Annotated in this window: 10 protein-coding genes; 8 read left to right on the top strand and 2 right to left on the bottom strand. The window is 70.8% G+C overall.

Annotated elements, in window-relative coordinates:
* Window positions 1-296 precede the first annotated feature (296 nt).
* The 8 genes from DQ384_RS30375 (at window position 297) to DQ384_RS30340 (ending at window position 12,495) form a co-directional block, all read left to right on the top strand.
* Entirely contained in the window at window positions 297-1,271 is a 975-nt protein-coding gene (locus DQ384_RS30375) for an endonuclease domain-containing protein (RefSeq protein WP_147268944.1), read from the top strand.
* Complete coding sequence (locus tag DQ384_RS30370; protein ID WP_114032302.1) at window positions 1,264-1,971, top strand: hypothetical protein; 708 nt, start codon at window positions 1,264-1,266, stop codon at window positions 1,969-1,971. Before DQ384_RS30375 ends, DQ384_RS30370 begins: the two co-directional genes overlap by 8 nt.
* Entirely contained in the window at window positions 1,968-5,477 is a 3,510-nt protein-coding gene (locus DQ384_RS42410; RefSeq protein ID WP_220183221.1) for an ATP-binding protein, read from the top strand. The genes DQ384_RS30370 and DQ384_RS42410 overlap by 4 nt, the downstream gene beginning before the upstream one ends.
* 482 nt (window positions 5,478-5,959) lie before the next feature.
* Entirely contained in the window at window positions 5,960-7,021 is a 1,062-nt protein-coding gene (locus DQ384_RS30360) for a hypothetical protein (RefSeq protein ID WP_114032301.1), read from the top strand.
* Window positions 7,022-7,281: 260 nt separating this feature from the next.
* Window positions 7,282-10,728, top strand: a complete 3,447-nt coding sequence (locus DQ384_RS30355) for a glycosyl hydrolase 2 galactose-binding domain-containing protein (RefSeq protein WP_220183220.1) — start codon at window positions 7,282-7,284, stop codon at window positions 10,726-10,728.
* A 169-nt stretch (window positions 10,729-10,897) separates the two neighbouring features.
* Complete coding sequence (locus DQ384_RS30345; RefSeq protein WP_114032300.1) at window positions 10,898-11,611, top strand: hypothetical protein; 714 nt, start codon at window positions 10,898-10,900, stop codon at window positions 11,609-11,611.
* A gap of 159 nt (window positions 11,612-11,770) precedes the next feature.
* Entirely contained in the window at window positions 11,771-11,938 is a 168-nt protein-coding gene (locus DQ384_RS40560; RefSeq protein ID WP_147268943.1) for a DUF4175 domain-containing protein, read from the top strand.
* A gap of 125 nt (window positions 11,939-12,063) precedes the next feature.
* Complete coding sequence (locus tag DQ384_RS30340; protein ID WP_114032299.1) at window positions 12,064-12,495, top strand: hypothetical protein; 432 nt, start codon at window positions 12,064-12,066, stop codon at window positions 12,493-12,495.
* Between the two features lie 46 nt (window positions 12,496-12,541).
* Here the strand turns inward: DQ384_RS30340 and DQ384_RS30335 are convergent, their stop codons facing one another.
* Window positions 12,542-13,450, bottom strand: a complete 909-nt coding sequence (locus tag DQ384_RS30335; RefSeq protein WP_114032298.1) for a MurR/RpiR family transcriptional regulator — start codon at window positions 13,448-13,450, stop codon at window positions 12,542-12,544.
* A gap of 84 nt (window positions 13,451-13,534) precedes the next feature.
* On the bottom strand, window positions 13,535-15,121 hold the full coding sequence (locus DQ384_RS30330) for a glycoside hydrolase family 3 protein (RefSeq protein WP_245966891.1): 1,587 nt from the start codon (window positions 15,119-15,121) through the stop codon (window positions 13,535-13,537).
* Window positions 15,122-15,229 lie beyond the last annotated feature (108 nt).

Below are 15,229 nucleotides of genomic sequence, written 5' to 3'. Positions count from 1 at the left end.
GGAGACCACCCGGGCCCGTGGAACCCCGCCACCCGACGCGACAGTCGGACCACGAGCATGGCCACCCGCGAAAACAAGGTCGGGTGCGGTCGCTACGCGACCAGAGCCCACTCATGAAAGATCGAGGTTAAACAGGGCAAATAGCCGGGTCTCGGGCAAAGGCGTGCGCGCCGGTATCGCTCACGTATAAAGTGCGCAACCTGAAGTGATCGATGCGCAGAGGGATACCTGTGGCACATTCGTGGGCTGAGTTGCCGGTGGGGCGTGTCGCACGCCTGTTACAGGCGGACGCCGCGGTGAGCGCGCTCACCGTCGAACCGCTCCCCGAGGACGCGCCCGCCATCCTCACCTACATCCCCCCGGCCGCCGGCTCCCTGGCGGAGACGGTGGCCAGGGCGCTGCGCGAGCTGGAAGCCGCCGCGGTCGAGTTGTTCCCCGCCTGGTTGCCGGGCGCCGAGGGCATCGAGGGGCCGGGCGGGGCGTCGGTCATCGCCGTACGGACCCTGGCGCTCCGGGCCGCGTCCACCAGCCGTCATTTCGGTCCGTTCCTCGCCGACCTCGCCGAATCGGCACTACGCGGAGTGCCCGTCAGCTCCAGGTTCACCCCCGAAGTCCGCGCGGCGGGGCTCGCCCGGGTACTCGCCTCCGGATTCGGCCGCTCCCAGGCGGCGATCCTGGTGAGGGTGCCCGAGAGGTTGTCCGCGTCTGAGGAGGACGTGCTCGTCGCGGCGTGCGAATGGCTGGCCGCCCGGGGCGGGTTCGGCGTCTGGCTGGCGGGCGACCTGACCGCGTCCGCCGACCGCGTCGAACCGGTGACGCTGCGCTTCCCGGGCCGCGACGGACGGATATCGCCGCGCTGGTCCGCCCATCCAGTGGAACGTGCCATCGTCTACCCGGCCGTCTCCGGATCCCCGCACCCAGGCAGCAAAGCGGAGAAAACCCTGGAAAAGGCCCTCGCCTCCCGCCCCTGGGCCCAAGGCCGCGCCTGGAACCAGACCTACCGATCCCACCCCCTCACCAACCCGATCCGCGTCGACCTCCTGTGGCACGACGAGCGCTGCGCCGTGGAGATCGACGGCGAGGAACACCTCAAACCTGACCACTTCGCCGCCGACCGCCAACGCGACGTACGCCTCCAACTCGACGGCTACGCGGTCCTGCGCTTCACGAACACCCAGGTTTTGACAGATGTAGAGAAGGTCGTCGGTCAGCTGGAGCAATTCCTCCAAGGCCGCCGAAACGGACTACTGGAAGGAAAACGTCATGGCTGACGAGAAGTTGCCACCGCTCTTGCTCACCTACCTGGCAGTACTGATGCGGGAGAACAGAGAGGTCTCGAACCCCGAGCTCCAGGAGACGTGGGGTCTGACGATCACCGGCAAGGAGCGCCTCAAGCTGAACGATCTCAAGCTGGTTGATAGCAGGAGGCAGGGCCGTTCGTTCGTTCATGTGCTGAGCGACCATGGGTGGAAGCAACTGGAGGAGATGCTCCGTGAGGGCATCCAAAGGCCCACGGGGTATGCGGGCGCCTTGGTCCAGGTGTTGGCCGATGGAATCCAAAACGTTCTACACCGGCCTAAAGTCAGGCTCCTGGATGTCTACGCCAGTTCTGGGGGTCTGTCCGATCCCGATTTGCTCGTGTCTGGGTCGGTAGACGCGTCAGAGCCCTCATCCGCGGCTTCTGATGTATCGATGAATTCCCTGGAGGGAGAAAGCATCGAGGCACGCATCCGAGCCACATACCGCGAGGTGGCCAAGGAACCCGGCGCATGGGTCGGCCTCGCGGAGATCAGGTTGCACCTCGGCGATATTCCCCGGGCGGAGGTGGATGAGGTGCTGACAACGATGATCCTTTCCGCCGACGTTGACTTGGTTCCGGAATCCAACAGCAAGGCACTCACCAAGGAGGACCGCGAGGCGGCCGTGAACATCGGCGACCAGGACAAGCATCTTCTCTGGATCGGAGCATGATGAGAACTGAGGAGCGGCTTGCCCTGCAAGCCTTACGGTTCAACTACGCAGAGGTTCCCGACGACGTGTGGCGTCCGTCCGAGTTCCATGTGAACGGTCTGCACCGCGCCACCGTTCAGGCGCTCACATACGGAATCGCGGAGGCAGGCGACAGTCTCACGGCGAGTCCGATCGGGGTGGTCATCGAAGGGCAACGCGGGTCCGGAAAGACACACCTCGTAGGGTGGGTTCGTGAAAGAGTTCAGGAAGTGGGCGGTCACTTCTTCCTGGTGAACCTGCTGGACGCGAGAGACTTCTGGGACAGCATCCTCGTGTCGATGCTGGACAGCCTCGCACGTGAGGTGGACGGTGACAGCCAGCTTAGAATGTTCCTGAGGAAACTGTCCGCCTACGTCGGAATGCAACGTGTGGAACGTCTTCACCTGATCGGGCATGCGCCGTTGACTAAGGCGACGCTGGACGGATTCATTGAGGCGTTGCGCCGCTTCGACGGCAAGATCGGTCGTGAGACGCAGGACACCGCGCGGGCGCTGGTGCTGCTGGCCTCGGACAATTTCCATGCTCAGGACATCGGCGCCTCCTACCTGGCCTCTCAGCCTGAGGAAGAGTCAGGAGAGCGTGCCGCGTGGGGAATTCAAAAGACCAAGAAGTCCCCCCAGGAGATCGTTCGAGACGTCTCTCGTCTGCTGGCGATGATCGGTCCTTCTGTGATCGCCGTCGACCAAGTGGACGCTCTCATTGCACAGACATCGATCGCCACCAAGAGTGGGTCAGAATACGACTGGCGTGAAGCTCTGGGGATTGAGCACATCGCGGGCGGTCTGATGTCGCTCCGCGAGTACACGAGTCGAACACTTACGGTGCTGTCCTGCCTGCCAGCGTCGTGGGCGCTTATCAAGACGGTGGCTGTCGACGCTGTGCGTGATCGGTTCAGAGAGGTTCCTCACCTGCAGTCCATTCCAAATGCCAAGATCGGCATGGAATTGGTCGAAAAACGGCTGCAGTCTCGCTTTCGAGCCGTCGGATTCCGGCCACCCTATCCGACCTGGCCGGTCAAGCCGTCCGCGTTCGAGAACGCCCCCTACTTCACTGCGCGGCAGCTTCTCATAAAGATCGACCAGCATGTCCGCGCCTGTCTGGCCGGGGATGAAGTACGTGAGCTGGAGAATCTCAGGGACCCGATCACCTCGATCATCGTGCGCCCCGATCCTGTCGACCTGCCGGATCTGAGCGCTTTGGATGCGAGGTTCGCCGAGCTCAAGGCGGCGGCGGTCATCGGTCCGGCCCTTGAGTTCCCGTCCGAGGACACGGTGATCCCCGCGTTGCTGTCCGCTGGGCTGGCGGCCTGGATCGCCGGGCAGGGGGAGGCTGGTCGGGAGTTCAGTCAGGATGCGCCGCCGAGTGCGAAGCCGCCCCTGCATGCGCGGCTCCGGCGGAGTCTGAACGAGGAGTCCGAGGAAGAGGCGCACTGGGCTTTTCGCGCCATCTCCTCGCGGAACGCTCTGGCCTCGCTCAACCGGCTGCGGACCGCGGCCGTGGCGGCGGGGTTGATGAGCGGGTCCCCGGCGCGGCGGCTGTTCGTCCTGCGCAACGGGGACTGGTCGGGCGGGCCGCGTACGCAGGAAGCGGTCGCGGAGTTCGAGCGGGCAGGTGGTCGCACCCTCGCGGTGGACGAGGAGGACCTGAAGATCCTCGCCGCCCTCCGGGACATGTTCGCGGAGAACGCGCCGGATCTGCCCGCCTGGCTGCTGGCCCGCCGGCCCGCCGACGACGTCAAGCTGTTCACCGAGGCCCTGGTTGATGTCTGGAGCGTTCCGGAGACGCGGCGGGACGATTCCGGCACCGGGGACCCGGGCGAGACGGACGGTGAGGACGGCCAGGGTGGGAAGGGCGCGATCCGGCCGCCCAAAGGAGGGTTAGGCCCCGGAGGCGCCACGGCCCTGAACGGCCTCGCCTCGCTGCACCCGGCGGGTTCCTCGGCGGGCACCGCCACCTCGTCCACCGCGCCCACCTCGTCCACCGCGCCCACCTCGTCCACCGCGCCCACCTCGTCCACCGTGCCCACCTCGTCCACCGTGCCCACCTCGTCCACCGCGCCGACCGCGCCGACCTCGTCCAGCATGGCCGGTGAGCCCGATGCCACCGGCCCATCCGACGGCGCGGCCGGGGCGGTGGCAGGGCGCGGGGTGGGTGACGCGCTGGGAGCGGTGACCGGGATGGTGGCGCGGCGGGACGCTGTGGATCTGGAGGCGGGGCGGCCCTCCGTCATCAGGGTGGGAACCACGTTCGCCGAGGGCACGCCGGTCGAGATCGAGCTGGAGGCGTTGCGGAAGCACACCGTGATCTTCGCGGGGTCGGGGTCCGGGAAGACCGTGCTGATCCGGCGGCTGGTCGAGGAGTGCGCGCTGAACGGGGTCTCCGCCATCGTCCTGGACCCCAACAACGACCTGGCCCGCCTCGGCGACGCGTGGCCCGAGGACCCGCCGCAGTGGGCCCCCGGGGACGCGGCCAGGGCCAAGGACTACCTGGAGAACACCGACGTCGTGGTCTGGACGCCCCGCCGCGACGCCGGACGGCCGCTGACGTTCCGTCCGCTGCCCGACTTCAGCGGCGTCATCGACGACCGGGACGAGTTCCGCGAGGCCGTGGACAGCGCCGTGGAGTCCCTGGCCCCGCGCGCGAAGCTGGTCGGCAACGCGGCGAAGGTGCACCAGGGCCTGGCCGTGCTCCGGGAGGCCCTCATGTACTACGCGGGCCGGGGGGCGACGAACCTGAAGGGCCTGATCGAGGTCCTGGCGGCGCTGCCGGAGGGGGTGAGCGAGCTCAAGAACGCCGAGAAGCTGGCGGCGGACATCGCCGAGAACCTCCACGCCGCGATGGTCATCGACCCGTTGTTCGGCGGCACCGGGACCCCGGTGGACCCGGGGGTGCTGCTGACCCCCGCGAAGGGCAAGCGGGCGCGCGTCTCGGTCATCAACCTCGCCGGGCTCCCCTCGGACGGCCAGCGGCAGGGGTTCGTCAACCAGCTCCAGATGGCGCTGTTCTCGTGGATCAAGCGCAACCCGGCCGGGAACCGCCCCCTGGGCGGCCTGTTCGTCATGGACGAGGCGCAGACGTTCGCGCCGTCCGGGGCGATGACGGCGTGCACGCACAGCACGCTGGCGCTGGCGTCGCAGGCCCGCAAGTACGGGCTGGGGCTGGTGTTCGCGACGCAGTCGCCGAAGGGGCTGCACAACCGGATCCCGGGGAACGCCGCCACGCAGTTCTTCGGCCTGCTGAACGCCCCGGTGCAGATCGAGGCGGCCAAGGAACTGGCCCGCGCGAAGGGCGGCGCCGTCGCGGACGTCGCGCACCTCGGCACGGGCGAGTTCTACGCGGCCCTGGAGGGCGGGGGGTTCCGCAAGGTGCGCACGTCTCTGTGCCTGAGCCACCATCCGAAGAGCGCGCTCACCGGGGACGAGGTGATCGAGCGCGCGAGGAGGTCCCTGGAGGAGCCCGAGGCCTGATGACGCCACCGCCTCATGGGCGTCCCGCCCAAGGCGGGAAACGGGGAGTGGACGCGGGGGGAGTGACCGGCGCGGGCGGGTTCCTTCCACGTGCCAACTCGTGAGCGTCCGGTACGTGGCACGTTGAGCCGTCTGGCGGATCGCTCGCCGTTCATGGAGGGGGCGCCTGCTCGGCATGCCGGAGCGGGCGCCCGTGCGGCGGGCGGGGGGCGCCCGCCACGCACGTCGTGTCTCGTCCGGTCGGCGCGACGTCGCGAATCGTTGTGATCCGGCGGCGTACACCCCACGGACGTGGTCGCCGGTCCGGAGTGCGGGTCCCCGAGAGGCGGCGGTGACCATCAGTGCCGGATTGGTCATTACGTGTGCGGATATTCCGCTTCTGCGGCAGACTGTCGAGATCGATCACCGGCCGAGCGGGGAAGGCGCGGGCAGGCGCCACGGCGGCACGCGTCCTCGCTCCTGACGCGCGACGGGAGCGCCGCATGACCGCGAGCCGCATGACCGCCACGGATCCGGCACCGTTCCGGCTCCGCAGGAACACCCGCGACCTCCCGAAGGCCGTAGAGGCGCTCGCCAAGGCCCTGCCCGCCCGCGACCTGAGGACCGTTCTCGCCGACGCCAACCGGACGGCCGTGCGCAAGGGGAGCACGTCCGCGTTCGGATCCATGAACCCCAGGCCCGTGGACTGGTACTGCTTCGAGGAGGGCGACGACCAGACCACCGACTGGTATCCGCAGGGCGTCGCCTCGTCGTCCGAGGCGGGCCGCAAGGACGTCCAGGCGTTCGTGGTCAGCTGGTACTGGAAGCCGGAGGGCGCCTCCACCGAGCGCGGGGTGCGCCTGTCGTTCCTGAGCACGGTGACCCGCAAGTACCGGCACGTCCTGCTGGTCGAGCCGAAGGTGGACGGCTCGTACGTCGCGATCGACATCCACGCGGGCGGCGTGGCGTGGTATGGCGACCTGATCTACGTGGCCGACACCTCGCGCGGGCTGCGCGTCTTCGACACCCGGCGCGTCTTCGAGGTGAACGGCGACGACGACAAGATCGGCAAGCGGAACGGCAGGTACCACGCGTTCGGGTACCGGTACGTGATGCCGCAGGTGGACGCGTGGGCGGCCACCGCGAAGGCCCGGTTCTCGTTCGCCGCCGTCGACCGCGGCACGACCCCGCACACCCTCGTCTCCGGCGAGTACGTCGACCCCGCCGAGGACCCCGGCCTGGTGGGCAGGGTGGCGCGCTGGCCGCTCGCGGCGGACGGTACGCCGGTCGCCGGCGCGGACGGGACGGCGGCGGCCGCGGACGCCTTCGCGCTTCCGGCGGCGAAGATCCAGGGCGCGCTGTCGTACAAGGGGAAGTGGTACCTCAGCCAGGCGGCGTCGTCCACGGCGAACGGCTCGCTGCTGGTCGTGCCGGACGGGCAGACCGCCCAGGTCAGGAAGTTCCCGATCGGGCCGGAGGATCTCACCTGCTGGTCGGAGAAGAACCAGCTCTGGAGCGTCACCGAGTACAAGGGCCGCAGAGCCCTCTTCGCCGTCCCCGTCTGAGCCATCCCTCTCTGGGCTCGCGCCTTCTGAACCGCCCGTCCGCCCGCGTCCGCCCGCGCCCGCGTCCGTCCGCGCCCGCGTCCGTCCGCGTCCGCGTCCGCACCCGCTCGTCCGTGCGCGGGAGGACGAGGGATACCGCGCGGGCGTGGGGAGTGTGCGTTTCCGGTAACCGGCCGGAGCCTTGACTCACCTGGATGTGAGGGTCAAAATCCGAGGATAGTTAGGAAGCCTCCTTAACTAACACCCCCCGGAGTTGACCTATGGTCAGATCAAACAGGGCAAGCTGGGCGAGGACGCGGCTGATCGCCGCGTTCGCGCTGGCGGTCACGGCCACGGGAGGAGTGCCCGCGATGGCGGCATCCGGCCGGACGGGCCCGCCGAGCCGGACCGCCCAGACCGCCCAGACCGCCCAGACCGCCCAGACCGCCCACAGGGTCCACGCGGTCCAAGCGATCCGGACCAGCACGGCCCCGGCCGTCACGGCGGCCGCGGCCCCGACCGCCCTCAGCGGGTACAAGATCCAGTCGTCGTCCAAGGTCACCGACTCGCCCGCCGCGATCTCCACCCCCGGCTACGCGGCGTCCGGATGGTTGGCGGTGGGCCCGCGCTCGACCGTCCTCGCCGGTCTGCTGCAGAACGGCAAGTACGCGGACCCCTTCTACTCCACCAACATGAAGAACATCCCGGCCGCCGACTTCACGGTCCCCTGGTGGTACCGCTCCGACTTCACCCTCGGCGCCGAGACCGGGCTGAAGACCTTCCTGGACGTCACCGGCGTCGTCTCCAGCGCCGACGTGTGGGTGAACGGCACGCAGGTCGCCACCAGCGCGCAGATCGCCGGCGCCTACCCCCGTCACGAGCTCGACGTCACCGCGCTGGTGCGCTCCGGGGTCAACTCGGTCGCCTTCAAGGTGAACCCGAACAGTCCGAACAAGCACCTGACGATCGGCTGGATCGACTGGGTGCAGTTGCCCCCCGACAACAACATGGGCCTCTTCCGCGACATCTTCGTCCGCCGCAGCGGCGCGGTGGCCCTGCGCGACGCCCACGTCCTGACCACCCTCACCTCGGCGCTGGACCGCGCCGACCTGACGGTCAAGGTGGACGCCCGCAACGACTCCGGCGCCGCCGTGCACGCGACCGTCTCCGGGACCGTCGGCTCGTCCGCGATCAGCCAGGACGTCGACCTCGCGGCCGGGCAGACCAAGACGCTGACGTTCACCCAGTCCGTCACGAACCCGCAGGTGTGGTGGCCGTACGGCATGGGCGGGCAGCCACTCCACGACCTCGACCTCACTGCGGCCGTCGCCGGCGCCGCGAGCGACACGGCCCACACCCGCTTCGGGATCCGGACCGTCACCTCTGCGCTCGACGGCAGCGGGCACCGGCTGTACAAGATCAACGGCCGGCCTCTGCTGATCCGCGGCGGCGGGTGGTCGTCGGACATCTTCATGCGCTGGGATCCGACGTACGCCCGGGACAAGCTCGGGTACGTCCGCGACCTCGGCCTGAACACGATCCGCCTCGAAGGCCACCTGGAGGTCGACCAGCTCTTCGACATGACCGACGAGATGGGCATCCTGGTCATGGCCCGCTGGGAGTGCTGCGACAAGTGGGAGGGCCAGACCAACGGCGGCGAGCCGGGCGACACCTGGACCGCCGCGGACTTCCCGATCGCCAAGGCCTCGATGACGGCCGAGGCCGTGCGCCTGCGCGACCACCCGAGCGTCTTCACCTTCCTGATCGGCAGCGACTTCGCCCCGAACGCCCAGCAGGAGACGGGCTACCTGGACGCGCTGAACGCCGCGGACTGGAAGACCCCCGTCATCGCGGCGGCGTCCGACAAGTCCTCGCCCACGCTCGGCAGGTCCGGCATGAAGATGAGCGGCCCGTACGACTGGGTGCCGCCGAACTACTGGTTCGCCAAGCAGGAGGGCGGCGCGTTCGGCTTCAACTCCGAGACCAGCGCCGGGCCGGACGTCCCCACCGGTGACTCGCTGAAGCGGATGATGTCGGCGAGCGAGCTGACCACGCTGTGGCAGAGCCCGACGGCCACCCAGTACCACCGGTCGCCGTCCAGCACGTTCAACAACCTCAAGCTGTTCAACAACGCGATGATCGGCAGGTACGGCACCGCCACCAGCCTGGACGACTACGTCCGCAAGGCACAGCTCCAGCAGTACGAGAACGTCCGCGCGCAGTACGAGGCGTACCGGCGCAACTTCACCGACTCCTCCAACCCCTCGACCGGCGTCATCTACTGGATGCTGAACAGCGGGTGGAGCTCCCTGCACTGGCAGCTCTTCGACACCTACCTCGACCAGGGCGGCTCCTACCACGGCGCCCGTGAGGCGAACAAGCCGCTGCACGTCATGTACTCCTACGACGACAAGAGCGTCGTGGTGGTGAACCAGAACCACGCGGCGGCCCCCGGCCTGACCGTGCGGACGGACGTCTTCAACCTGGACGGCACGAACAAGTACACCAACACCGCGACGGTCACAGCGCCCGGCGACGGCGGCAAGGTCAAGGCCGTCACGGTCCCGTCGATCAGCGGCCTGTCCACCAGCCATCTGGTGCGGCTCACGCTGAGCGACGGCTCCGGTGAGATCGACAGGAACGTCTACTGGCTGTCCACCAAGGACGACGTGATCAACTGGGGGGCCACCGACTGGTACTACACCCCGACCACCTCCTACGCCGACCACAAGGGCCTGGCGGGCATGGCGCGGTCGCCGGTGAGCGCCTCCGCGTCCTCCTCGGCCTCCGGCGGCACCACGACGACCAGCGTGACGATCAGGAACACCGGCACGGGGAAGATCCCCGCCTTCTACCTGGACGCCCACGTGGTGGACGCGACGGGCAGGCCGGTGCTGCCGGCGCGGTGGACGGACAACGCGATCAGCCTCTGGCCGGGTGAGTCCAGGACCCTCACGGCGACCTACCGCACCTCCGACCTGAACGGCTCCGCGCCGAGCGTGCGGGTCTCCGGGTGGAACGTCGCGACGCAGACCGTGCCCGCCGGAGGCGGGGGAGGCCCCGACACGACGCCGCCGTCGGCCCCGGGCAACCCGCGTTCCACGGGCGTCACCTCCTCCGGTGTGTCGCTGGCGTGGGACGCCTCGACGGACGACGTGGGGGTCACCGGGTACGACGTGTACGAGGGGGCGGCGGTGGTGGCCTCGGTGAGCGGGACGTCGGCCACCGTGGGCGGCCTGGCGCCCGGCACCTCCCACACCTTCACGGTCAGGGCCAGGGACGCGGCGGGCAACGTCTCCGCCGCCTCGGCGCCCGTGACGGCCACCACCACCCCTGGGGGGACGGTCACGGAGTACCAGGCCGAGGACGCCACGCTGTCCCAGGCCGGGGTGTTCACCAACCACACCGGGTACACCGGGACCGGTTTCGTCGACTACGTCAACACGACCGGCGGGTACATCGAGTGGACGGTCGACGCCGCTTCGGCCGGACCCGTGACCGTGGCCGTCCGCTACGCCAACGGCACCAGCTCCGACCGCCCGATGGACCTCGCGGTGAACGGCACCGTGGCCGCGCCGGGAGTGGTCTTCACCCCGACCGCGAACTGGGACACCTGGACGACCAGGACCCTCACGCTCACCCTGGCGGCCGGGGTCAACAAGATCCGCGCGACCGCGACGCAATCCAACGGAGGCCCCAACGTCGACAAGATCACAGTGACAGGCTGAGGACCGGCCGACGCCCCCCGCGAGGCGCCTTGAACGACTTGCAGGCGCCTTGCGGCGGCGAGGTCAAGCGGATGTCAATGGGCGTGCAGGCGGCCCCCCTTTAACTGAGCGTGCAAGGCCCCGGCGGCATCAACCGGACCGGGAAGCACTCACCCTCAGGAGAAGAAAGATGAAGCGCACCCTGCTCGGTCTCGCCGCCACCGCGATCGCCGGTCTGGCCGTCACCGTCCCCGCGACCTCCGCCTCCGCCGCCACCGGCGACTTCGGCCCCGACACCTGCCGCCAGGGCTACGTCTGGCGCGAGGCCCGGCCCTCCGACCACGTCTGCGTCACCTCCGGCAACCGCACGCAGGCCCGCGACGACAACGCCGCCGCCGCGGGCCGGTGGACCTCAGGCGCGTTCGGCCCGCACACCTGCGTCAACGGCTACGTGTGGCGCGAGGCGTTCAGCGGCGACGACGTCTGCGTGACCCCCGGCGTCCGCTCGCAGACCCGCGCCGACAACGCCGCCGCCGCCGACCGCAAGGTCTCCGCCCGCCTGTGGATCAACCGGTACACCGTCCCGCCGCGCGACAACGGCGACGGCACCTCGACCACGACCTCGGTGGACGACATCCCGCGGCTCAAGCTGAGCGGCGACCACTACAACTTCGGCCAGGTCAGGCTCTACCTGCGCTACAACACCGGGCGCACGTTCTGGACCGGGACCGTCGGCGCCTCCGCGCACGGCGGGTTCGCGGGCGGCAGCTTCGGCAAGAAGACCGGCGTCTTCGACTGCTCGGCCCCCGGGCGCCCCGCCAACGGGTACGCCCAGGCGTACGACGTGGTGTCCGGCCGCTGGTCGGCCAGGGTTCCGGTGCGGATCGGCTGCGCGGTCCTCTAGACGCGCACAGAAGTCCCCCTACGGCCTGGCTCCGCTCGGCGGGTTCGGGGCGCCTGCGAGTCCGCGCCCCGAACGGGCCCTCAGGGGCGACCCTGACTTCTCCCTGAACGGCGCCCGCGACCATATCGCCGGGGGTCTCGGCGGCCTAGCGTGAATGCCATGGGACGCATTCTTCTTATCGCCGCCGCCGTGATCGTCGGCTTCTTCCTCCTCGGTAGCGTGCTCGGCCTCATCGCCGGGCTCGTCAAGTGGGCCCTGATCATCGGCGTGGTCGCGCTCGCCGTCATGGCCCTGACCAAGATCCTCCGCTCGCGCGACGCCGGGTGACCGCCCGGACGCCGCCCGTCCCGTCCGCCCGTGAGCGACGGGACGGGACGGCCGGCGGGTAGGCCCACGGACCGGTGGGGTATGGGGTCGGTGACGGAACGTACGCGAAGGCAACGGGAGGAACCATGCGGTTTCTCGCACGTCCCCACCAGATCCCGCCGAGGGTCGCCGTCGGCGCGTACTTCCTGGACTCCGGGCTGTCGAAGGCCGGCGCCGACGAGGAGACCGCGGAGTCGATCCACGGCATGGCGGTCCGCGCCTATCCGTTCCTGGACCGCGTCGACCCGGTGCTGTTGGTGCGGGTGCTGTCTTTCAGCGAGATCGCGATCGGGGCCGCGCTGGTGCTGCCGGTGGTGCCCTCCGTCGTCGCGGGCGCGGCGCTGACCGGGTTCGCCGCCGGGCTGGTCGGGCTCTACTTGCGCACGCCCGGCATGACGCGGCCCGGCAGTGTGCGGCCGAGCCAGCAGGGCAAGGCACTCGCCAAGGACGTGTGGCTGCTCGGCATCGGCATCGGCCTGGTCATGGACGACGGTCTGCGCCGCCCGGCCAGGTCCTGAGGGGCTTGCTTCGGCAGGCTTGTCGCCCGCGCTGCCGCGACGGGCTTCACCAGGCTTTGCGCCCGCGCTGCCGCGAGTCGGACACGAAGTGGTCCAGGGCGTCGCGGGTCGCGCGCAGGGCCTCGTTGGACACCTCCGACGTCCGCTGCGCGACCCCGACGAACACGTAGTCGACGATCAGCAGCTGGCTGATCCTGCTGGCCAGCGCGCCCGGGCGGAAGGCCGTCTCCCGGCCCGCCGAGATCAGCACGTGCCCGCAGACCTCGGCCAGCGAGGACCGCGGGTTGTTGGTGATCGCGACGGTGGCCGCCCCGGCCTTGCCCGCGCGCCGCAACGGCTCCACCACGTCGGGCGTCTCGCCCGTCGTGCTCACCCCGACCGCGACGTCCCCGGGCCTCAGGAGGACGGCGCTGGTCAGCGCGAGGTGCGCGTCGGTGAACGCGTGCGCCGACAGGCCGATGCGCAGCAGCTTCTGCGCCATGTCCTGGGCGACCAGCCCGGAGGCGGCGACCCCGTAGACGTCGATCCGCCGGGCCGTGGTGATGGCCCCGACGACCTCGCCGAGCAGCTCGGGGGAGAGTTGCGCGGCCGTGTCCTCCAGCGCCTGCGCCTCGGCGCGGGTCACCTTGGCGATCACGTCCGACAGCGGGTCGTCCGGGGCGAGGTCGCCGGGCACGAGCCGGTCCGGCCCCTGGCGGGTGGTGGCCGCGGCGGCGGCGAGCGCGAGCCGGAGCTGGGCGTATCCGGAGAAGCCGAGGGCCCGCGCGGTCCGCACGATCGTCGCCTCGCTGGTCGCCGACGCGGCGCTCAGCTCGGTGATGGTGCTGCGGGCGACGGTCGCCGGGTCGTCGAGGATGAGCCGGGCGATGATCTGCGCCGACGGGGTGAGGGAGGGGAGCACGGCCCGCACCCGGGCGACCAGGTTCTCCGGGGTCGAGCGCTGCGGGTCGATCATGGGGGTCCTATCTGTTACCGACACATTACTTAATCCTGGTCCTATCGGACCGCTCCATGCTCCTCAAGCGACCCGGCCGATCGTTCACCGTGACGTCAGCCATTCGGCGGCGGCCAGCGCGGTGACCCGCGAGTCGCCGCTGGTCGCCAGGTAGAGCGCGCCCGCGGGGGAGCCGGGCAGGCCCATCTCCATGACGATCGCGTCCGGGCGGCGGCGGACGATCCGCCGCAGGCCGTCCCGCATCCACGCGTGGCGGTGCGCGTCGCGGGTCACGACGACCAGCGGCGCCCGGCCCGGGTCGTCCAGGGCGGGAAGGTCGTGCCGTTCGGGGGTCAGCGTCTCGCGGGTCGTGCCGGGCAGCAGCGCCGCCAGCGCCTCGGCCGGTCCGTACGGGGGAGCGCCGCCGGCCGCCAGGTGCGGGCGGGCGGTCATCTCGATCACCCTCGGCGGCCGGGTCAGCACCGGCCGCTCCACCCTCTCGGCCCCCGCAGTGACGCGCAGCGCCAGCCGCGCCGTCTCCAGCCCCAGCCGGGACACCCCGTACGCCGGGTCGCGCGGGACGGGGGGCGCCTCGCCGGTCGCGCGGGCCGCCTCGTGCCAGGCCGCGAGCGCGCGCACCCGGCCCGCCGCCTCGGCCAGCCGCGACTCCGCCAGCGCCCCCTCGTGGACGGCGCGCACGATCGCCTCGCGCAGCGCGACGACGTTCTCGCCGCCGGGGGAGGAGGCGCCCACGCAGACGGCGTCGGCGCCCGCCGCCAGCGCCCGTACCGCGATCTCCGGCTGGGGCAGGCGGGCCGCGACGGCCCGCATCTCGATCGCGTCGGTGACCAGCAGGCCCTCGAAGCCGAGCTCCTCGCGCAGCAGGCCGGTCAGGACGCGGGGGCTCAGCGTCGCGGGCAGGTCAGGGTCGAGGGCGGGCACCAGCAGGTGGCCGCACATGATCGCCCGGACCCCGGCGGCGATGGCCGCGCGGAAGGGCGGCAGGTCGCGGCGCTCCAGCAGGTCGCGCGCCGCGTGGACGGCCGGGAGGGCGAGGTGGGAGTCGGTCACGGTGTCCCCGTGGCCGGGGAAGTGCTTGGCGCAGGCGGCCACCCCCGCGCTCTGGTGGCCGGCCACCCAGGCCGCCGCGTGCCGGGCCACCAGCGCCGGGTCCGCGCCGAAGGACCGCACGCCGATCACCGGGTTGGCCGGGTCGGCGTTGACGTCCACGTCGGGGGCGTAGTTCAGCGTGATGCCCTCGGCGGCGAGCATGCGCCCGATCTCCGCGCCGGTCCGCTCCGTCCGGTCCGGGTCGTCCAGGAGGCCGAGCGCGGCGTTGCCCGGCCACGAGCTGCCGGACGCGGCCTCCAGGCGGGTGACCATGCCGCCCTCCTCGTCCACGGCCACGATCACCTCGGGGTTCTCGGCACGCAGGCTCCGCACGAGGCCGGCGGTGCCGGGCGAGATGTTGCGCGCGAACAGGACGACCCCGCCGAGGCCGCCGGCGAGCTGAGCGCGCAGCCAGTCCGGCGGGGTGGTGCCGTCGAATCCGGGCTGGAGCACGGTGGCGGCCAGGCGGTCCAGGTCGGGGCTGCGCGGTACGCGCGTGCGGTGCGGCATGGGCGGCGCTTCCGGTGGGTGGTGGGCGTGACGGGCGGTCGTCAGGGTCGTCAGGGCCGGCGTGATCGGCATGATCGGCACGGTCGTCCTGGCCGGCATGGCGGGGCCGGCGCGGCCGTCGTGGCGGGCACGGTCGCAGGCCGGCGCGGAGATCCTTTCCGGGTCTGGACGCGGCGGGCG

Source organism: Sphaerisporangium album (assembly GCF_003323745.1).
Classification (GTDB): domain Bacteria; phylum Actinomycetota; class Actinomycetes; order Streptosporangiales; family Streptosporangiaceae; genus Sphaerisporangium; species Sphaerisporangium album.
Note: the sequence above shows the minus strand (reverse complement) of the source record. Positions and strands in the feature narration are given on the sequence as shown.